The organism is Pantoea folii (assembly GCF_056678875.1).
Genome location: NZ_JBWXON010000025.1, coordinates 26,101 through 44,236 on the forward strand (window position 1 = coordinate 26,101; position 18,136 = coordinate 44,236).

The 18,136-nt window shown below is 53.7% G+C and carries 19 protein-coding genes and 1 other RNA gene; 7 read left to right on the forward strand and 13 right to left on the reverse strand.

The window, feature by feature from the left end; genetic code table 11:
* Window positions 1-150: 150 nt before the first annotated feature.
* From AC1MDE_RS23235 to AC1MDE_RS23245, 3 genes are read left to right on the forward strand one after another with little or no spacing between them, the layout of a single operon-like run.
* The gene (locus AC1MDE_RS23235) at window positions 151-1,110 is read left to right on the forward strand and encodes an ABC transporter substrate-binding protein (RefSeq protein ID WP_058959181.1); all 960 of its coding nucleotides are present in this window, start codon (window positions 151-153) and stop codon (window positions 1,108-1,110) included.
* A 20-nt stretch (window positions 1,111-1,130) separates the two neighbouring features.
* Window positions 1,131-1,976, forward strand: coding sequence for an ABC transporter permease (locus AC1MDE_RS23240; protein WP_480345124.1), 846 nt, complete (start codon window positions 1,131-1,133; stop codon window positions 1,974-1,976).
* The gene (locus AC1MDE_RS23245; protein ID WP_058959180.1) at window positions 1,976-2,761 is read left to right on the forward strand and encodes an ABC transporter ATP-binding protein; all 786 of its coding nucleotides are present in this window, start codon (window positions 1,976-1,978) and stop codon (window positions 2,759-2,761) included. Before AC1MDE_RS23240 ends, AC1MDE_RS23245 begins: the two co-directional genes overlap by 1 nt.
* A gap of 143 nt (window positions 2,762-2,904) precedes the next feature.
* Here the strand turns inward: AC1MDE_RS23245 and AC1MDE_RS23250 are convergent, their stop codons facing one another.
* From AC1MDE_RS23250 to AC1MDE_RS23270, 5 genes are read right to left on the reverse strand one after another with little or no spacing between them, the layout of a single operon-like run.
* On the reverse strand, window positions 2,905-3,570 hold the full coding sequence (locus tag AC1MDE_RS23250) for an ABC transporter ATP-binding protein (protein ID WP_034825502.1): 666 nt from the start codon (window positions 3,568-3,570) through the stop codon (window positions 2,905-2,907).
* On the reverse strand, window positions 3,563-4,396 hold the full coding sequence (locus tag AC1MDE_RS23255) for an ABC transporter ATP-binding protein (protein WP_283215431.1): 834 nt from the start codon (window positions 4,394-4,396) through the stop codon (window positions 3,563-3,565). The genes AC1MDE_RS23250 and AC1MDE_RS23255 overlap by 8 nt, the downstream gene beginning before the upstream one ends.
* Window positions 4,386-5,243 carry an ABC transporter permease gene (locus AC1MDE_RS23260; protein WP_058959178.1) on the reverse strand — a complete coding sequence of 286 codons (858 nt, stop codon included), beginning with the start codon at window positions 5,241-5,243 and terminating at the stop codon, window positions 4,386-4,388. The genes AC1MDE_RS23255 and AC1MDE_RS23260 overlap by 11 nt, the downstream gene beginning before the upstream one ends.
* Window positions 5,240-6,292: an ABC transporter permease gene (locus AC1MDE_RS23265; protein WP_058959177.1), complete on the reverse strand. Its 1,053-nt coding sequence runs from the start codon at window positions 6,290-6,292 to the stop codon at window positions 5,240-5,242. The genes AC1MDE_RS23260 and AC1MDE_RS23265 overlap by 4 nt, the downstream gene beginning before the upstream one ends.
* Window positions 6,292-7,860, reverse strand: a complete 1,569-nt coding sequence (locus AC1MDE_RS23270) for an ABC transporter substrate-binding protein (RefSeq protein ID WP_058959176.1) — start codon at window positions 7,858-7,860, stop codon at window positions 6,292-6,294. The genes AC1MDE_RS23265 and AC1MDE_RS23270 overlap by 1 nt, the downstream gene beginning before the upstream one ends.
* Window positions 7,861-8,662: 802 nt before the next feature.
* Between AC1MDE_RS23270 and mgtA the strand changes: the two genes are divergently transcribed.
* Both mgtA and AC1MDE_RS23280 read left to right on the forward strand, forming a co-directional pair.
* Window positions 8,663-11,386, forward strand: a complete 2,724-nt coding sequence (mgtA, locus tag AC1MDE_RS23275; RefSeq protein WP_479402474.1) for a magnesium-translocating P-type ATPase — start codon at window positions 8,663-8,665, stop codon at window positions 11,384-11,386.
* 159 nt (window positions 11,387-11,545) lie between these two features.
* A complete protein-coding gene (locus tag AC1MDE_RS23280; protein ID WP_480345125.1) occupies window positions 11,546-12,223 on the forward strand; it encodes an SDR family oxidoreductase in 678 nt (225 codons plus the stop codon).
* A 39-nt stretch (window positions 12,224-12,262) separates the two neighbouring features.
* Here the strand turns inward: AC1MDE_RS23280 and AC1MDE_RS23285 are convergent, their stop codons facing one another.
* From AC1MDE_RS23285 to smpB, 7 genes are all read right to left on the reverse strand, one after another.
* The gene (locus AC1MDE_RS23285; RefSeq protein WP_034825520.1) at window positions 12,263-12,919 is read right to left on the reverse strand and encodes an epoxyqueuosine reductase QueH; all 657 of its coding nucleotides are present in this window, start codon (window positions 12,917-12,919) and stop codon (window positions 12,263-12,265) included.
* 116 nt (window positions 12,920-13,035) lie between these two features.
* Entirely contained in the window at window positions 13,036-13,392 is a 357-nt protein-coding gene (locus tag AC1MDE_RS23290) for a hypothetical protein (RefSeq protein ID WP_480345126.1), read from the reverse strand.
* Window positions 13,393-13,636: 244 nt separating this feature from the next.
* On the reverse strand, window positions 13,637-14,491 hold the full coding sequence (locus AC1MDE_RS23295) for a PA4780 family RIO1-like protein kinase (RefSeq protein WP_058959174.1): 855 nt from the start codon (window positions 14,489-14,491) through the stop codon (window positions 13,637-13,639).
* A 115-nt stretch (window positions 14,492-14,606) separates the two neighbouring features.
* Entirely contained in the window at window positions 14,607-14,903 is a 297-nt protein-coding gene (locus tag AC1MDE_RS23300; RefSeq protein ID WP_058959173.1) for a contact-dependent growth inhibition system immunity protein, read from the reverse strand.
* Window positions 14,904-14,911: 8 nt separating this feature from the next.
* Window positions 14,912-15,580 carry an RNase A-like domain-containing protein gene (locus tag AC1MDE_RS23305; RefSeq protein ID WP_479399326.1) on the reverse strand — a complete coding sequence of 223 codons (669 nt, stop codon included), beginning with the start codon at window positions 15,578-15,580 and terminating at the stop codon, window positions 14,912-14,914.
* Between the two features lie 262 nt (window positions 15,581-15,842).
* Window positions 15,843-16,204, reverse strand: a transfer-messenger RNA (tmRNA) gene (gene ssrA, locus AC1MDE_RS23310).
* Between the two features lie 44 nt (window positions 16,205-16,248).
* A complete protein-coding gene (smpB, locus tag AC1MDE_RS23315; RefSeq protein ID WP_034825578.1) occupies window positions 16,249-16,731 on the reverse strand; it encodes an SsrA-binding protein SmpB in 483 nt (160 codons plus the stop codon).
* Between the two features lie 158 nt (window positions 16,732-16,889).
* Here smpB and AC1MDE_RS23320 point away from each other — a divergent pair, with 158 nt between their 5' ends.
* The gene (locus AC1MDE_RS23320; RefSeq protein ID WP_034825580.1) at window positions 16,890-17,324 is read left to right on the forward strand and encodes a type II toxin-antitoxin system RatA family toxin; all 435 of its coding nucleotides are present in this window, start codon (window positions 16,890-16,892) and stop codon (window positions 17,322-17,324) included.
* On the forward strand, window positions 17,317-17,607 hold the full coding sequence (locus tag AC1MDE_RS23325; RefSeq protein WP_479399238.1) for an RnfH family protein: 291 nt from the start codon (window positions 17,317-17,319) through the stop codon (window positions 17,605-17,607). The genes AC1MDE_RS23320 and AC1MDE_RS23325 overlap by 8 nt, the downstream gene beginning before the upstream one ends.
* Before the next feature lie 53 nt (window positions 17,608-17,660).
* Here AC1MDE_RS23325 and bamE read toward each other — a convergent pair whose 3' ends face one another.
* Window positions 17,661-18,008 (reverse strand): outer membrane protein assembly factor BamE, encoded by a 348-nt coding sequence (bamE, locus tag AC1MDE_RS23330; RefSeq protein WP_034825584.1) that lies wholly within the window; start codon window positions 18,006-18,008, stop codon window positions 17,661-17,663.
* Between the last annotated feature and the right edge of the window lie 128 nt (window positions 18,009-18,136).

The following is an 18,136-nucleotide window of genomic DNA, read 5'->3' on the forward strand; positions in this document are numbered from 1 at the left end:
GTATAGGGTTTATGCACCGTTTCAGTGCGCGATCTCAACCCCCCTCTCCCCATCACAATGGGCTTTCACAATCTGGCACAGCCATTGCTTGGCTTGTATAGATAAGACTATACAACCGTTGTTTTTCATCACCTTTATCAGGAGTGGAAGATGGGCAAGCCAGTGAAACTCGTTGTTCGTGCATTAACCGCCGCAGTCCTGTGCGCCAGTGCTTTAGGAGCACAGGCGGCCGACACCAAAGTCGCCATCGGTATTTCCGGCTGGACCGGATTTGCCCCACTGACGCTGGCCGATAAAGCTGGGATTTTCAAAAAGCACGGCCTTGATGTCGATGTGAAGATGATCCCGCAGAGCAGCCGACATCTGGCGGTGGCTTCCGGCACCATTCAGTGCGCGGCGACCACGGTAGAAACCTACATCTCCTGGAACGCCGCAGGCGTGCCGATTAAGCAGATCGTTCAGCTGGACAAATCTTACGGTGCCGATGGCCTCGCCGCCCGCAGTGACATCACCAGCATCAAAGATTTGAAAGGCAAAACCATCGCGGTGGATGCGCCCGGCACCTCACCGTATTTCCTGCTGGCGTGGATGCTGGACAAAAACGGCATGACGATGAAAGACGTGCGTCTCGCGACCATGGCACCGCAGGCGGCGGCACAATCTTTTGCTGCGGGTCAAAACGATGCGGCAGTGACCTATGAACCTTATCTCTCGGTGATCCGCAACCAGCCTAAGGCAGGTAAGATCCTCGCCACCACGCTGGATTATCCGATGGTCATGGACACGCTCGGCTGTACGCCGACGTTCCTGAAAGAACATCCTCAGGCCGCGAAAGCGCTGGTGGCCAGCTATTACGATGCGCTGGAGATGATCAAACAGCAGCCGGATAAATCCAACGAGATCATGGGTGCAGCGGTGAAATCCACTGGCAAAGAGTTTGCGGAGTCGGCCAGTTATTTGCGCTGGCAGGGGCCGGAAGAGAACAAGAAATTCTTCAATGGTGAAATTGAAACCTTCAGTGATGAAGCCGGCAAACTGCTGCTGCGTGCAGGGGTGATCAAGAAAATGCCGGATGTGAAAAGCCTGTACGACGCCAGCTTTGTGCAGTAAGCAGGAGAAAGGAGATGGAGATGAGTAAAAGCCAACCCGTGACTCCGCCAGCAGCGCTGCCGGAGGCGCCGCAGCGCTGGCACAATCCGTTGATGGTGCCGCTGAAAGCGATTTCGCTGCACTTACGTGTCGCGCTCGGCGTGGCGTTCTTTGTGCTGTTTATCGCGGTATGGACGCTGGTAACGCTGGGCGGCATGGTGTCGCCTACTTTCCTCGCCGATCCTCTCACCATGCTGCAGCAAGGTGTGGTGCTGTTCACCGAGTACAACTTCTCGCTGGATATCGGCATGACGGTGATGCGCGTTCTGTCGGGCTTCCTGCTGGCGGCCGTGATAGGTGTGCCGCTGGGCATCATGATGGGCGCTTACAAAACCTGGGAAGCGTTTCTTGAACCCTTCGTCTCCTTTTGCCGTTATTTACCGGCCTCGGCGTTTGTGCCGTTGCTGATTCTGTGGGCCGGTATCGGTGAAACCCAGAAGATCCTGGTGATCTTTATTGGCTCCTTCTTCCAAATCGTCTTGATGGTGGCGGTCACCGTGAGCGGCGCCCGTCGCGATCTGGTGGAAGCGGCCTACACGCTGGGCTGCAGCAACCGCTCGATCGTACGACGCGTGCTGATCCCCGGCGCGGCACCGGGCATTGCTGAACTGCTGCGCCTGGTGCTCGGCTGGGCGTGGACTTACGTCATCGTCGCCGAATTGATCGGATCGGAAAGTGGCATCGGCCATATGATCGTCGACAGTCAGGCATTGCTGAATACCGGGCAGATCATTTTCGGCATTATTGTGATCGGCTGCATTGGCTTGATCTCTGACTATCTGTTCAAAGTGCTCAATCGGCGCTTGTTTGCATGGAGCACCCTGTAATGAAACACAGCAAACTCAACGTGCGCGGCGTGGAACGCATTTTTACCGGACCGAAAGGGGAACAGACCCAGGCGCTGCAGCCGATCCACTATCAGGTGGAGGAGAATGATTTCATCACTATCCTCGGTCCCTCAGGCTGCGGTAAATCCACGCTGCTGCGCATCATCGCCGGACTGGATACGCCCACGCGCGGGGAAATCTGGCTGGACGGTAAAAGCGTGGAAGGGCCGGGTGCCGATCGCGGCATGGTGTTCCAAAGCTATACGTTGTTTCCGTGGCTGACGGTGGAGGAGAACATCCGCTTTGGCCTGCAGGAGCGTGGCATCAGTGCAGCGCAGCAGAAAGAGCGCAGCGACTACTACATCCAGCAGGTGGGATTACGCGGCTTTGCGCAGCACTATCCGCGCCAGCTCTCGGGCGGCATGCAGCAACGTACTGCGATCGCCCGTGCGCTGGCCAACGATCCCAAAGTGCTGTTGATGGATGAGCCGTTTGGCGCACTGGATAATCAGACGCGCGTGATGATGCAGGAGCTGTTGCTGTCGGTGTGGGAGCAGTCGCGCAAAACCGTGCTGTTCGTGACGCACGATATCGACGAAGCGATTTTCATGGCTAACAAGGTAGCGATTTTCAGCGCCCGGCCGGGCCGCATCAAGCAGGAGGTGGCAGTGAATTTCAACAATGGGCGCGATTACACCATTAAAACCTCACCCGAATTTATGGCGTTAAAGGCCGAAGTGACCGAGTCGATTCGCAGCGAGACGCTGCAGGCGATGGCGCATTAAGCAGAGATCACATTTAGCGTAAATTGAATGGTGCATCAATTTACGCCTGTCCGTGGCGGCACGATGGAGCATGCATCTGTTTGCGATATGATCGATTTAGATGCGGATGAAAAATCGCGCCGCAACGGTTGAGTGAAAATGCGTTAACCGACAATCCGACCCAATGCCATATGCGCCGCGCGGTCGCACATATGATCGATCACATCGGGATCGTGACTCACCAGCACCATGGTCAACCCGTCATTCTGCTTCAAATCATTCAGCAGATTCAGGATCTCCGCCTGCACTGACATATCCAGCGCCGAGGTTGGCTCATCCAATAACAGGATCTTTGGCTCCAGCAGCAGGGCGCGCACAATCGCCACGCGCTGACGCTGGCCGCCGGACAGCTGATGCGGATAACGATCCGCCAGCGCTGGATCCAGCCCTACATGGCGAAAACCCTGATTGATGCGGTCGTCGATATTATCGCGCTTCAACATCTTCAACGGTTCGGCCAGGGTGCGGCGCAGACGATGGCGTGGATGCAGTGAGGCATACGGATCCTGAAACACCATCTGCACATCACGACGCAGCGGACCGGTAAAGGCTTTACCTGGCTGCACATCGGTGCCGGCCAGTTGCATGCTGCCGCTCCAGAACGGGTTCAAACCTGCCATCACCCACAGCAGCGATGACTTGCCGCAGCCCGATGGCCCCACCAGACCGAAACATTCTCCCGCCGCCACCTGCAAGGATACGTCATGCACCACGGTGCGCAGTTCGTAGCCCTGCTTATGCGACACGCTCAGATTGTTTAACTCAATCATTGCTGGCCTCCAGCGCAGCACGATCCAGCACCGGCAAGCGTTCACCGTGCGTGGCTTTGCTCGGACGACAGGACCATAGCGTGCGTGTGTAAGGATGAGTCGCATTAGATAGCTCTGCCGCAGGCAACGTATCCAGCAATTTGCCTTTGTACATCACCATCACGCGATCGCAGTGCTCAGAGACCTGCTGCAGATCGTGGCTGATCAGCAGTAAGCCCATATTGCGCTGCTCCACCAAACGACGAATCAGTGCCAGCACTTGATCGCGCATCGCATGATCAAGCGCCGAGGTCGGTTCATCGGCAATCAGCAGATCGGGATCGGTGATCAATGCGATCGCCAGCATCACACGCTGCCCCATGCCGCCGGAAAGCTGATGCGGATAACGCTTCATCAACTGACGGGGATCCGGCAGACCGACCGCATCCAGCATCTCGCACACTTTCTCTTTACGTTCGGCACGGCTCAGTTTGCGGTGCAGCACCAGCGGCTCTTCAACCTGCCAGCCGATAGTGCGGGTGGGGTTCAGTGCGTATTTTGGATCCTGCATCACCATCGCGACTTTGCCGCCGCGCAGGGCGATCCAGTCACGTTCGCGCAGGTTGAGCGCATCGGCACCCACCACCTGTAAGCGATCGGCCTGCAGGTGCAATGAAGGAGAGAGCAGCCCCATCAGCGAGCGGGCCGTCAGTGATTTGCCCGAACCGGATTCACCCACCAGCGCCACGCGCTCACGGCCAATTTGAAAGGCGATATTATCCACTAACAGCGTATCTTCGCTGCGGATGGTCAGCCCCTGCACATCAATTAACAGATCATTTGGCATGACGGGTATCCAGTCGGTCGCGCAGGCCATCGCCTGTCAGATTAAACGCCAGACTGGCGAACAGAATCGCACCGCCGGGGGCGGCAGCCACCCACCATTGGTCGAAAATCACTTTACTGCCTTCCGCCACCATCGAACCCCATTCGGCGGTTGGCGGTTGCACGCCCATGCCCAGGAAGCCGAGGCCCGCAGCGGAGAGAATGATGCCGCCGAGGCTCAGCGCCGCACGCACTACTGCGGTGGGCAAACACAGCGGTAAAATGTGCCCGAACATCAAACGCAAACCGGTAATGCCCTGCATGCGTGCGGCAGCCAGATAATCACTACGGCGCAGTGCCAGGGTTTCCGCACGCGCCTGACGGGCAAATGGCGGCCAGCTGGTTAATGCCAGCGCCAGCGCACCGTTCATCAATCCTGGACCGAGCATCGCCACCAGCGCCAAAGCAATCACCAGATTCGGCAGCGACAGGAAGATATCCGTTATGCGCATCAGCACGCGTTCGGCCCAGCCGCCCACATAGCCGGCAGTAATCCCGACCAGCAGGCCCACCGGAATGGTCAGTACCAGAATCAGTGACACCAGCAGCAGCGTAGGACGCGCACCGTAGATCACGCGTGACAGCAAATCGCGGCCAAAGCCATCGGTGCCAAACCAATGCAGCGCGGAAGGGGCCTGCAAACGCTGGGCAATCACCTGGGCGTTAGGATCAAACGGTGCCAGCAGCGGAGCAAACAGCGCCATCGCCACCACAATCACCACCAGCGTCAGACCGATGGTCAGTGAAGTCACGCGCGCACGGCGGCGGCGTGGACGAACTGTCTCCAGTTCAGAGAGTTGTTGAGTCATCGGGTTCTCGGATCGGTTAACCAGGTGAGGGCATCGGCCACGGCATTAAGCAGAATAAAGCAGCTGCCAATCAGCAGGGTCGAGCCGAGAATCGCTGGTGTATCAGAGGAAAACAGCGCGTTGGTCATGTAGCGTCCGACACCGGGCCAGGCGAAGACGGTTTCGGTTAACACCGAACCTTCCAGCAGGGTGGCGTAGGAGAGGGCGATGACCGTGATCAACGTCCCCAGCACGTTGGGGAAGATGTGTCGCAGCAAGATGCGAGTCCGCCCTGCGCCTTTGGCGCGCGCCAGAATCACATACTCTTTGCTGCTCTCTTCTAACAGCGCGGCACGCAATAAGCGTGTAATACCGGCCATCGCCAGTAAGCCAAGAATCACCACCGGCAGCCACAGGTGGGCAATCGCATTGCGGAACATCTCGGGATCGCCAGACAGCCAGCTATCAATCAGCACAAAGCCGGTTTTCGGCTCCAGCGTGTAGATCCAGATATCATCCAACTGTCCCGGCCCGGCAGACCAATGCAACACCGCGTAAAACAGCAGCAGACCCAGCAGACCCAGCCAGAATACCGGAACGGAATAGCCGAGCAGCGAGATAAAGCGCGCTACGTTATCGATCACGCTGCCCGGCTTCCACGCGGCCAGCAAGGCTAAAGTGATGCCAAATACCGCCGCAAAGATCATCGCACAGGTGGCGAGTTCAATGGTGGCGGGGAAGGTGCGCATCAGATCCGTGCTGACAGGCTGATTGGTCAGATGCGAGAGTCCTAAATTGCCCTGCGCCAGATGGCTGATATAACGCCAGAACTGTACCAGCACCGGCTGGTCGAGGCCGAGATCGTGGCGCACCTGTGCGTAAGTCGCCTCGCTGGCGTGATCGCCGGCGATCTGTTGAACCGGATCAACCGGCGACAGGTGCGACAGCATGAAAGTGAACGCTAACAAACCGATTAGCGTCACCAGCAGCGATAACAGGCTGGTGACCAGGCGGCTGAAACGTTGCCAGAGCGGCCGGGCGAACCCGGCCTGTGAAGCAGACACTGCCATTACTTAGAAACCTGCGAGTAATACACCATGTCAGGGTTAATCCCCTGCACATAGCCTTTCAGGTTATCGCGCAATGCAATCAGGTTGCGCGCTTGCAAGCCGATCACGTAGGGCGAGTTCTTCAGCACTTCACGCTGCATCGCCTGATACAGCTCAACGCGTTTATTGCTGTCAGCTTCGGCGGTGGCGGCCAGCGTTTGTTTACTCAGCTCTGGAATGTGCCAGTCAGAGCGGTAAGCAATGGTTTTGCTGCCATCTTCCGGGTTATAGGCGAACGAGGCGGCATTGGTATTCGGATCGAAATAATCCGCACCCCAGGCGTTCAGTGTCGCTTCGTACTGATGCGCTTTCACGCGAGTAGAGACTTCAGAACTCAGGCCCGGCTGCACTTCGACTTTCACGCCACCTTTGGCAAAGCTGCCCTGTAATGCCTGCGCAATGTCGAGGTACGGCGGTTGATTGCTGGTAGAGAGCTTAAAGCTGACGTTGGTTAAACCTGCTTTCTTCAGAATCGCTTTGGCTTTTTCCGGATCGTAGGTGTACGGCGTGTCATTCAACGCACCGAGGAAACCTTTAGGCAGGAAGGTCTGATGTACTTCGAACTGGCCTTTCAGCAGGTCGTTAGCAATACCTTTGTAGTCGAACAGGTAACGCGCCGCTTCCCACAGTGCCGGGTTCTTCAACACTGGATTCTCACCGACGTTGAACTGAATGTAGTAGAGCGAGGCCATCGGAATCGCTTCGGTCTTCACGCCCGTTTTGCCTTTCAGCGCCGCAATTTGGTCTGCGCCGAGGTTACGAGCAATATCCACATCGCCCTGTTCCAGCAGCAGACGACGCGCAGCAGGTTCCGGCACGTTCTTGATCAGGATGTTCTTCAGCTTCGGTGCGCCCGCCGGTGAGGTCGGGTTGGCGGTCAGCAATACCACTTCATGCAGCACCACTTTACGAATCTGATACGGGCCGCTACCCGCGGAGTGGGTGCCTAACCAGGCATGACCGAAGTCACCGTTTTTGGCATTCGCCTGTGCAGTTTTCTCATCCACAATCGAAGAGACCGGTGCAGACAGCAGGCTAAGCACATAAGCCGGGCTGACGTTGGCGCTCCAGCTGATCTGCACATGGTTGTCATCGACTTTTTTCAGGAAGGTATCGACGTTGTCTTTATTCCAGCCGAGCTGCGTCAGAATAAAGGAAGGGTCGAGGTTAAGTTTCACCACGCGACCCAGCGAGAAGATCACATCTTCCGGACGCAGCGGATTACCACTGGCGAATTGCGCGCCTTCGCGCAGTTCAAAGGTCAGGCTGCGATTGTCACTGCCTGGCGTCCAGGAGGTGGCCAGCGTTGGCTTCAGATCGGTGGGATTGGTCGGATCCGACTGAACCAGACGTTGATAGATGTTAGTGAATGCTTGCACTGTGGTGAGTTCAAAGCCCTGTGCCGGATCGAAGCTATCAGCATCATCAGTCGACTGCGCAATCACCAGCGTATCTTTTGGTGTTGCGGCCTGAGCAGAGAAGGCGGCTACCAGCGATAACGCCAGCAGTGAGGGAATGATTTTTTTCATGTTGTTTCCTTGCCTTAAAAAAGTAACGCGAGTTTACGAGAGCGCCGTAATGAAGAATAGTCAATTTATGGCTATACATATGCTTTACGGTTCTAAGCGCGACGGATTGGTTATAAGCCTGTTAAATATGCCGTTATTGTTATCGTGCCGCGCAGTGCTACAGACTCGCTAATTTTTGTCCTTTCATCAACCAAATCACAACGGAATTTAAACTCATTGCTGAACGGAAATAATTAACTTTACTTCGAAGTCTTCAGGAATATAATGGCGCCAACTTCAAACAGGAGAATTCAGTTGGACAGTCACCCTTTTAGATGGCAACACAAGGCAAGCTGACGCGCGAATTCTTTTGTCGCTGCTTGCCAACACGGCGGGCAGCAATCCTCTCTTCTCTCTGATGATTGTTCCCCTTAAAACGACAGTAGCGGGTTGATGCCCGTGGGGATTTCATCATGCACATGATTTTAAACGCACTTTTTCCTCCACCTCGATGCGCGCGCTGATTTTCAGCGTGCATAATTAACCGCTGTTTTAGCGCGTTTTGGCACGTCCGTGCTCAGGCTAACTGGCAAATCTGGACTGACTGAAGATCGCTCTCAGCGGCATCATTGACATCGTCATCGCTATTTCTCGTTATTTTAACGAGCGAATTTCTTCGTCTTTTATTTACGGGAGGTTATATGGAAATTCCCGATAGGTTATTTTTAATCATCTAACGCAGCGTCGTTAATTTAATTTATCCCGAACTATGTGCTCCATGCACAGGGACTGTTATTGCCGTAAAAAATAGAGGAATGTCATCATGACTGACATGAAACTCAACCAGGAAAAAAAATCCTGGAGCAACGCCCGCCCGCAGCGTCAGAAAACGCCGCGCTATCTGATTGAAGATGAAGCCGGTTTCACCGCCGATGAAACCCTGGTTCGCCTGCGCAGTGATGCGCTGGGCCTGAGCGAACGCGAAGCCGAAGCGCGTCTGGAAGTCTATGGCCGCAATCAGGTGGCGCATGATAAAGCGCCGCACGCGCTGATTCAGCTGATCCAGGCATTCAATAACCCGTTCATCTACGTATTAATGGCGCTGGCAGCGGTGAGTTTTTTCACTGACTACCTGCTGCCATTACGTAAAGGCGAGGAGACCGACCTGACCGGTGTCATCATCATTGTGACGATGGTAACGCTCAGCGGTTTGCTGCGCTTCTGGCAGGAGTTCCGCACCAATAAAGCCGCGCAGGCGTTGAAATCCATGGTGCGCACGACTGCCACTGTGCTGCGCCGGGAATCTGCCCAGCAACCACCGGCTAGACAGGAAGTGGATATTGCCACTTTAGTCCCCGGCGACATTATCTATCTATCGGCTGGCGATCTGGTGCCTGCCGACGTACGTTTGCTGGATTCGCGTGACCTGTTTATCAGCCAGGCGATCCTGACCGGTGAATCACTGCCGGTGGAGAAATATGACGTCACGGGCCACGTCACCAGCAAAGGCGCGGGAGCGAGCGATCACGGGGCTTCACTGCTGGAACTCGGTAGCGTGTGTCTGATGGGCACCAACGTCTCCAGCGGCAGCGCCAAAGCGGTGGTAGTGGCAACCGGCGGCGAAACCTACTTTGGCAGCCTGGCGAAATCGATTGTCGGTAATCGCTCGCAAACTGCTTTTGATCGCGGTGTGAACAGCGTCAGCTGGCTGCTGATCCGCTTCATGCTGGTGATGGTACCGGTGGTTCTGCTGATTAACGGGCTAACCAAAGGCGACTGGCTGGATGCCTCGCTGTTTGCGCTGGCGGTAGCGGTCGGTCTGACGCCGGAAATGCTGCCGATGATTGTCAGCTCGAATCTGGCGAAAGGTGCGATTGCCATGTCACGCCGCAAAGTGATTGTGAAACGGCTGAACGCGATTCAGAACCTCGGCGCAATGGACATCCTGTGTACCGATAAAACCGGCACGCTGACCCAGGACAATATCATTCTTGAGCATCATCTGGATTGCGCCGGGGTGGAAAACTCTCGCGTACTGATGCTGAGCTGGCTCAACAGCCAATATCAGAGCAGCACGCCGAATCTGATGGATCGTGCGATTCTGCGCTACGGCAAGGATCGTGTAACGGCGGACATGGGCGACTATTACGCCAAAGTGGATGAGTTGCCGTTTGATTTTGTGCGTCGCCGCGTTTCTGTTGTGGTGCGCGATCGTCGTCTGAATCAACAGATGCTGATCTGTAAAGGCGCGGTAGAAGAGATGCTGAGCATCGCTACGGCTGAGCGTGAAGGAAAACTGGTTCAGCCGCTGGATGAAAAACGCCGTGCAGAATTGTTAGCTCTGGCACACCAGTACAACGAGCAAGGTTTCCGTGTATTGCTGGTGGCGAGTCGTGTACTGGAAGAGCCGGGCTTGCAGCAGGCATTGAGTGTGGCGGATGAACAAGGGTTAACCGTGGAAGGGTTGCTCACTTTCCTCGATCCACCTAAAGAGAGTGCCGCCAAAGCCATTAACGCGCTGCGTGAAAACGGCGTCAGCGTCAAAGTGCTGACCGGCGACAACCCGGTGGTCACCGCACGTATTTGCCAGCAAGTTGGTATCGACAGTGGCGATATCGTGACTGGCGATCAGATCGCGATGATGAGCGATGAGCAACTGGCAGAGGCGGCAGCGCACAGCGCGGTGTTTGCCAAACTGACGCCGCTGCAGAAATCTCGCATCTTGCGTGCATTGCAGCAGCAAGGACACACCGTCGGTTTCCTCGGCGATGGGATTAATGATGCGCCAGCCCTGCGTGATGCCGATGTCGGGATTTCAGTGGATAGCGCAGCAGATATCGCGAAAGAGTCTTCTGACATCATCTTGCTGGAAAAAGATCTGATGGTGCTGGAAGAGGGGGTGATGAAAGGACGCGAAACCTTCGGCAACATCATCAAGTATCTCAACATGACCGCCAGTTCCAACTTTGGCAACGTGTTCTCTGTACTGGTGGCGAGCGCCTTTATTCCGTTCCTGCCAATGCTGGCGATTCATTTGCTGATTCAGAACCTGATGTATGACCTGTCTCAACTGGCGCTGCCATGGGACAAAATGGACCGTGAGTTCCTGCGCAAACCGCGCAAATGGGACGCGCGTAATATCAAACGCTTTATGCTGTGGATTGGGCCTACATCATCAATCTTTGATATCACGACTTTTGCTGTGATGTGGTACGTGTTTGCCGCCAACACGCCGGAAATGCAGTCACTGTTCCAGTCCGGTTGGTTTGTAGAAGGATTGCTGTCGCAGACGCTGGTGGTGCATATGCTGCGCACCCAGAAAATCCCGTTCATCCAGAGCCGTGCTGCACTGCCGGTGCTGCTGACTACGGCGTGTGTGATGATTGCAGGCATTCTGCTGCCATTCTCCCCGTTGGGACACATGGTGGGATTGACCCCGTTGCCCTGGGCTTACTTCCCATGGCTGGTCGCGACCTTGTTAGGTTACTGCGTGGTCGCACAGGGCATGAAAATGCTCTACATCAAACGCTTCGGCCAGTGGTTCTAACTCCATGGAGGCGCTATGCGGAATCGGAATCTTAATAAGGTGGTGTGCCATCTGCTAATCATGATGGTGGTGATTGTTGTGCTAACGTTGGTGTTTCGTTAGTCAAACCAAGGGCAGGTTATCCTGCCCTTTTTGCCTTTTAACTGCGGGAAGGGACAAATGAGCCAAACAAAACGCGCGTTAATTATCGGTGCTTCAAAGGGGATTGGACTGGCGGTGGTGCAGCAACTGCTGGCCGATGGCTGGGACGTTACGGCGACTTATCGCAGCACTGCCGTTTCCTATCAGCATGAAAAACTGCGCTGGCTGCCACTGGATATCACTATTGCCACACAGCGTGAGCAATTACTTCAGCAACTCAAAGGCGAGCAGTTTGATCGCGCGCTGATCAATGCCGGGATTCTCGGCCCGGATTCAATGGAATTGATCGCCACTTCCGATGATGAATTGATGCAACTGTTTATGACCAATAGCGTTGCGCCCGTGCGCATGGCGGAAGGTCTGTTGCCGTTGCTGACGGAAAAACAGGGTGTGCTTGGCATCACCACATCTCGTCTGGGCAGCCTGACGGAGAATGCCGAGGCGATTCGTCCGTATTACTCTGCCAGTAAGGTGGCGCTGAATATGCTGAGCCGTGCGCTGCTTCAGCAGATGGAGCAGCGTGGAACAACCTTGCTGTCACTGCATCCGGGCTGGGTGAAAACCGATATGGGCGGTGATGATGCGGATATTACTGCGGTGGAAAGTGCTCAGGGAATAGTGACGCAACTGAACCGTTTTGCCGGGCAGGGCGGACATCATTACGTCGATTACAGCGGCAGGCAATTAGCCTGGTGAGAGTAAGCGCCTGCTAACCGATGCCAGCAGGCTAATTGTTTATTCGTCGGGCTGGTAGTACTGCACACCAATTTCAATGCGTTCGCGCCCGCTGGCCACGCGATGGCGATTGCTGTCGCGCAGCGAGTAGATGCAGCCGCAGTACTCCTGCTGATAGAAACGCTCGCGCTTGCTGATCTCGATCATGCGTGATGATCCACCGCCTTTACGCCAGTTAAACTCCCAATACAGCATGTCAGGATAGTGCGCTGCTGCACGCACGCCGCAGTCATTTATCTGCTTCATGTCCTTCCAGCGCGAAATGCCCAGCGAACTGGTGATCACCGGGAAGCCATTTTCATGCGCATACAGCGCAGTGCGTTCAAAGCGCATGTCGAAACACATGGTGCAGCGTACGCCACGCTCCGGTTCCCACTCCATGCCGCGTGCCCGATCAAACCAGTTATCTTTATCGTAATCGGCATCCACGAAAGGCACACCGAACTGCTCAGCAAAGCGGATATTTTCTTCTTTGCGCAGCTCGTACTCTTTCAGCGGATGAATGTTTGGGTTGTAAAAGAAGATGGTGTAATCGATTCCGGAAGCCAGCATCGCTTCCATCACCTCACCCGAGCAAGGGGCGCAGCAGGAGTGCAACAGCACTTTGTTGTGACCGTTGGGTAAAGGCAAGGGCTGGCGTTTGAAGGTGTCAGACATAAGAAAAAATGGTTAATGAGTGTTGAGCGAAGTGTAAGTCGATATCGAGCCGGACGCAAAGCGGCAAAAACGAAAAAGGCCGCAATCGCGGCCTTTCGGAGTTCCGTCAGAAGAAATTATTCAGTGACTTTCTTCTTAAGATCGCTGGCACCTTCTTTGGTTTTATTCCAGCCTTTGTTCGCACCTTCTTTGGTGGCATCCCACCCTTTTTCAGTGCCTTCTTTGGTTTTGTTCCAGCCTTTCTGTGCGCCTTCGCTCACTTTGCTGCTGGTACTGTCGCTTTTACCCTGGACAGCATGTTTGGCCTTCAGCTGCTGCTCTTCGCCTTGATGCTGCGCCTGATGCAGCTTCTCTTTCGCAGTGTCAGCGCCCGCTTGTGCGTTCGCGACGGTTTCGTCAGTAGCATGTGTAGTGGCGGCAAAAGCCGAAGAAGCCAGCAGCAGGGCAGATACAGCAATAATTGTCTTTTTCATGAATATTCCCTCATCAATCGCTCTATGAGTTATGAGCGTAGTTAACAATGGCACGCTCAGCCCGAATTGGCTCCAGGAATAACCTTAATTGAATCATCGGGTTTAGTGGGAGGGGAGGAAATACTCGATGAGAGGTAAAGTAAAGTGACGCCGCGCAGCAGATGTACACTGGAGGTTTGATACTCTTCAAGGTGCATATATCAATGCGCGGACGAAAGCCTTGATGCAAATTTAGTCGGGTTAACTATTCTTCATCCCGCTCTTTAGCCGCGCGCTGGCGATCGTAATACTCATCTTCAGCAGAGATGATTTCGTCCAGCAGGGAATCCATATCTACAGCATGAACTTCTTCCACAAACAGACCGGTTAAAACGGTTTCAGGCGTTAACTTACCGTCTTCAAATAGCTGCCAGATCTCTTTCGCATAACGCGTTTCTAAAATCTGCGGGGCAAACTGACCGTAATATTCGGTGATATTATTCACATCGCGCTCGAACATTGATTCGGCGTGGTTGTTTGCTGAAGCATCCACCGCTTGAGGCAGGTCGATGATCACTGGGCCATGCTCATCTTGCAACACGTTAAACTCTGACAGATCGCCATGCACAATGCCGGCACACAACATGCGTACGATATTGCGAATCATGGTGGCGAAATCAGTCAGAGCTTCTTCTTGCGACAAAATCACATCGCTCAGACGTGGTGCTACTGCGCCATCTGCATCAGTGACCAACTCCATTAACAACACGCCGTCGAGGCACATATAGGGTTCAGGCACGCGAACGCCGGCTTTGGCCAGACGGAACAGCGCGTCGACTTCTGCAGTATGCCAGACTTCCTCTTGCTGCTTGCGTCCGAATTTGGAGCCTTTTTGCATTGCACGCGCGCTACGGGAGTTGCGAACTTTGCGCCCCTCCTGGTATTGCACGGCCTGCTTAAAGCTGCGCTGAGAAGCTTCTTTGTAGACTTTAGCGCACTGGACTTTGCCGCCGCACATGACAGTGTAAACGTCAGCTTCTTTGCCGCTTTTCAAGCGCTGAAGCACGTTATCGATCAGGCCGTCATCGACCAGCGGTTGGATTCGGTTTGGAATTTTCATGCGGCTTTATACCGCATTTCAGGGGACTCACGCATTAAGAACATGGGGCATAACTGAAGAAAAGCCAGACGCGTGGCATTATGAGCAGGGGATGGGTTCAGTATCACCCTACCTCTCATTTCTCTAGCGAGATTTGACGTACTGTTATCAGGAATTCACGCGCGGTGGTGTCCCAAAGCTCAGGTGAGAAATCAAACTCATAGCGTCGCTTGAACTCCTCCTCTACGCCATCATCATAGGCGGAGATAAAATCATCGACTTCTTCGATGAGATCTTTGAGCATCCAATCTGGGGCTGTTTTTTTGAAGAGCCTGACTATGCCTTCAACTGTGTCTTCGCCATCATTAATGATGTCGGCGTCCTGATTGAAATAACCGAAAATCAGTTGATCAAGAAAATGGAAATTTTGCATTTTGCACCTTAAAGAGACGGGAACGCGGTAAGAATGTAGTAGGGTTTTCCATTAAATTGTTGAAATTCAATGACCACTCTCACATTTGTCATGGCAATCCGCTGGCTGTCTCCTCGTTTGAAGCCGTAGCCAATAGTTTTCCCTGCTGCATTACGAATAGTTAGTCTGACACCTTTCTTGCCACCTGAGAGAACAGACTTTATGACGGCTCTATTAGCAAAAAGCGCTCTCGATATTGCTTCCTCTGCTATCTGCAGGTTAGTAAAGGTGTTAGAGAACGTTAAACGCTTATTGGTTTCAAAACGTGATAACAACTCTGCATCGCTTTTGCCAACGTGTGTGGAAAGCGTATGCCCTCCGGGTTTTAAACCCGTCATCGATTCATGCTCAATCAGTTTGATGCGACCCGCTCTCACCGATGCTATCCGGGTTGCACCAATACCAAATGCAAATCCTGGTGGAACAGCGATGTCGACAGTCAGGCCGATTTTCATCGCAGTTTCGTCATCCGCGCCAAAGGATTTTGCAATGGCCTCAGCTGCTTTGTACGTTGCCGTTCGGGTATTTCTGCCCAGGATAATAGTAAAAGGTGTCCGCGTTGTTACAACGATGAGCAGGTCAATTGCTAGATTTACTATCGATGGATTTGATGAGTAGCCTAAGACCATCTCAATCATAGAGAACGTAGTACGCTACCTTAGGTCACGCGTATTGGATTTCTTTGGCGGAGGGAGGTTTGTCTTGCCATTACCGTATTTCCAAAGTCTGAGGCACCTTTAAAACAATAAAGCTTTATGAGGTGTCTAAAAGGTTCGGATTTATTTAGTTAGGTTCAGACTTCGCGGGATAAATTGCAGACACAAAAAAGCCCGCAGGGCTTGCGCCGTGCGGGCTCTTAGGACTTAAGCGGACGATTCTGGTATCGCCGCGAAAGAATTTTGGTGGAGCTGGCGGGAGTTGAACCCGCGTCCGAAATTACTACACCGTCGGTACTACATGCTTAGTCAGTCTTTACATTCGCCGGCCAGCTGCGGACAGACACGCCACTGACAAACTAGCCTGATTAGATTTAGTGCTTCAACCCCAGGCAAGGCATCCACACGATCTCTTTTGGGTTTGACCTCTCTTGATCCCCGTCTTAAGAGCGGAAGCTAGGGAGAGAGGGCTCTTGGCAGGTTATTAAGCTGCTAAAGCGTAGTTTTCGTCGTTTGCGACTATTTTTTTGCGGCTTTTAACGAGGCAAACCGCCCCTCGACATGCACCTAAGGCTTCACAATCCCGTCGAGTCCAGAATCAGCCCCAAGAACTTCTTATACTACAGAAAAGTGACGGTTGAATCCAGTGCTTAACGCTTTGAATTCTTCATAATACGTGCTTTATCCATCTGCCATTCGCGATCTTTCACATCGTTACGCTTGTCGTGTTCTTTCTTACCGCGTGCCACGCCAATCTTCAGCTTGGCCCAGGCGTTTTTCCAGTACATCGACAGTGCAACCACTGTGAAACCTTCGCGGTTGACTCGGCCGTAAAGCGAATCGAGTTCGCGCTGCTTCAGCAACAGCTTGCGGCTACGCGTGGGGTCACACACCACGTGCGTAGAGGCAACCGCCAGCGGCTGGAAAGTGGAACCGAACAGATAGGCTTCGCCATCGCGCAGCAAAATGTAGCTGTCGCTGATATTGGCTTTACCGGCGCGGAGTGATTTAACTTCCCATCCCTGTAGCGACATCCCCGCTTCGAACTCTTCTTCAATGAAGTATTCGTGGCGAGCGCGTTTGTTGAGGGCAATAGTGGCTGAACCGGGTTTGTGAGCTTTTTTCTTTGTCATAGTGCGGCGTAGTCTACATCACTCAGTCTGTGGGCGCATCCCCCTGTCCTGGGGGCGGTAAAAAACACACTATTTTAGCACAGCTGGCAAACCCGTGAATTTTGTTTAGTGTCCGAAAATGGTATTATTCAACGGTTTTGTGATGAACAGGAACCATTATGGCCCAGATTAGCCGTTCGGCGTTGGTCCCCTATAGCGCTGAGCAGATGTATCAGCTCGTGAATGATGTGGACGCTTATCCTCAGTTTCTTCCAGGCTGCACGGGCAGTCGCGTGTTGGATAACAGCGGAAATCAGATGACGGCTGCGGTAGATGTCTCGAAGGCGGGCATCAGTAAAACCTTTACCACGCGTAATACCCTGATCAGCAATCAGAGCATTTTAATGCAGCTGGTTGATGGTCCGTTCCGCAAGCTGACCGGTGGATGGCACTTCACGTCTCTGGGTGATGATGCCTGCAAAGTGGAGCTGAGCCTCGACTTCGAATTCACCAACATGCTGGTTGAAATGGCCTTTGGTCGTATCTTCAAAGAATTAGCGAATAGCATGGTGCAAGCGTTCAGTCAGCGCGCGAAAGAGGTTTATCGTGCCTGATATCACCGTTGAGATCGTTTATGCGCTGCCTGAAAAGCAGTATTTGCGTTCGGTAACCCTGGAAGAGGGTGCGACCGTAGAGCAGGCGATTAAAGCCTCGGGCTTGTTATCACTGCGCAAAGACATCGACCTTTCCAACAACAAGGTGGGTATTTTCAGCCGGCCAGTAAAGTTGGGTGATGCGGTTCAGGATGGCGATCGCGTGGAGATTTACCGCCCACTGATTGCGGATCCTAAAGAGATGCGTCGCCAGCGAGCAGAACGCTCGGCGAGCAACAAATAGCGGAATCGCAGATACAAAAAAGGCGCTTAAGCGCCTTTTTTGTTGCCGATCACTTAGCCTTCTTTGCCAGTGAGTTTCGGTTTGTTATCGATATTGGTCAGCGTACCGTTGCTGTCAAAGGTCAGCGTCAGGGTTTGCTGCTTCACGCCTTCATGGCCTGGTTCCTGACGGAACACGTAATACCAGACATTGCTGCCAAACGGATCGTGCATCATCGGTGTGCCGAGAGTGTAGGCAACCTGCTGCTGCGTCATGCCGGTGTGAATCTTCGAAACATCGTTGGCGACCAGGTAATTCCCCTGATTGATATCCGGACGATATACAACGCGCTCAAGGGTGGAACATCCGGCGGTCATCATCAACATTACCACTGCCGCGGCAGTCAGCGTTTTACAGCGCATCTATACATTCCTTTTCTGGGGCCAAACGCCTTTTGTCAGGCTGTTTTGTTGCCATCAAATTCTGAACTCTGCTTACGGCAGGCTTTATTATGGCGATATAACTGCCGATGATAATAAACCTTTGTCCT

Excerpts from the sequence above, each read along its gene's own strand:
- bamE (WP_034825584.1), bottom strand. The coding sequence starts at position 18,008 with ATGCGCTGTAAAACGCTGACTGCCGCGGCAGTGGTAATGTTGATGATG.
- AC1MDE_RS23255 (WP_283215431.1), bottom strand. The coding sequence starts at position 4,396 with ATGCCAAATGATCTGTTAATTGATGTGCAGGGGCTGACCATCCGCAGC.
- AC1MDE_RS23265 (WP_058959177.1), bottom strand. The coding sequence starts at position 6,292 with ATGGCAGTGTCTGCTTCACAGGCCGGGTTCGCCCGGCCGCTCTGGCAA.
- AC1MDE_RS23320 (WP_034825580.1), top strand. The coding sequence starts at position 16,890 with ATGGCCCAGATTAGCCGTTCGGCGTTGGTCCCCTATAGCGCTGAGCAG.
- AC1MDE_RS23260 (WP_058959178.1), bottom strand. The coding sequence starts at position 5,243 with ATGACTCAACAACTCTCTGAACTGGAGACAGTTCGTCCACGCCGCCGC.
- AC1MDE_RS23305 (WP_479399326.1), bottom strand. The coding sequence starts at position 15,580 with ATGATTGAGATGGTCTTAGGCTACTCATCAAATCCATCGATAGTAAAT.
- AC1MDE_RS23245 (WP_058959180.1), top strand. The coding sequence starts at position 1,976 with ATGAAACACAGCAAACTCAACGTGCGCGGCGTGGAACGCATTTTTACC.
- AC1MDE_RS23290 (WP_480345126.1), bottom strand. The coding sequence starts at position 13,392 with ATGAAAAAGACAATTATTGCTGTATCTGCCCTGCTGCTGGCTTCTTCG.
- AC1MDE_RS23250 (WP_034825502.1), bottom strand. The coding sequence starts at position 3,570 with ATGATTGAGTTAAACAATCTGAGCGTGTCGCATAAGCAGGGCTACGAA.
- AC1MDE_RS23285 (WP_034825520.1), bottom strand. The coding sequence starts at position 12,919 with ATGTCTGACACCTTCAAACGCCAGCCCTTGCCTTTACCCAACGGTCAC.
- AC1MDE_RS23280 (WP_480345125.1), top strand. The coding sequence starts at position 11,546 with ATGAGCCAAACAAAACGCGCGTTAATTATCGGTGCTTCAAAGGGGATT.
- AC1MDE_RS23300 (WP_058959173.1), bottom strand. The coding sequence starts at position 14,903 with ATGCAAAATTTCCATTTTCTTGATCAACTGATTTTCGGTTATTTCAAT.
- AC1MDE_RS23240 (WP_480345124.1), top strand. The coding sequence starts at position 1,131 with ATGAGTAAAAGCCAACCCGTGACTCCGCCAGCAGCGCTGCCGGAGGCG.
- AC1MDE_RS23270 (WP_058959176.1), bottom strand. The coding sequence starts at position 7,860 with ATGAAAAAAATCATTCCCTCACTGCTGGCGTTATCGCTGGTAGCCGCC.
- AC1MDE_RS23295 (WP_058959174.1), bottom strand. The coding sequence starts at position 14,491 with ATGAAAATTCCAAACCGAATCCAACCGCTGGTCGATGACGGCCTGATC.
- mgtA (WP_479402474.1), top strand. The coding sequence starts at position 8,663 with ATGACTGACATGAAACTCAACCAGGAAAAAAAATCCTGGAGCAACGCC.
- AC1MDE_RS23235 (WP_058959181.1), top strand. The coding sequence starts at position 151 with ATGGGCAAGCCAGTGAAACTCGTTGTTCGTGCATTAACCGCCGCAGTC.
- smpB (WP_034825578.1), bottom strand. The coding sequence starts at position 16,731 with ATGACAAAGAAAAAAGCTCACAAACCCGGTTCAGCCACTATTGCCCTC.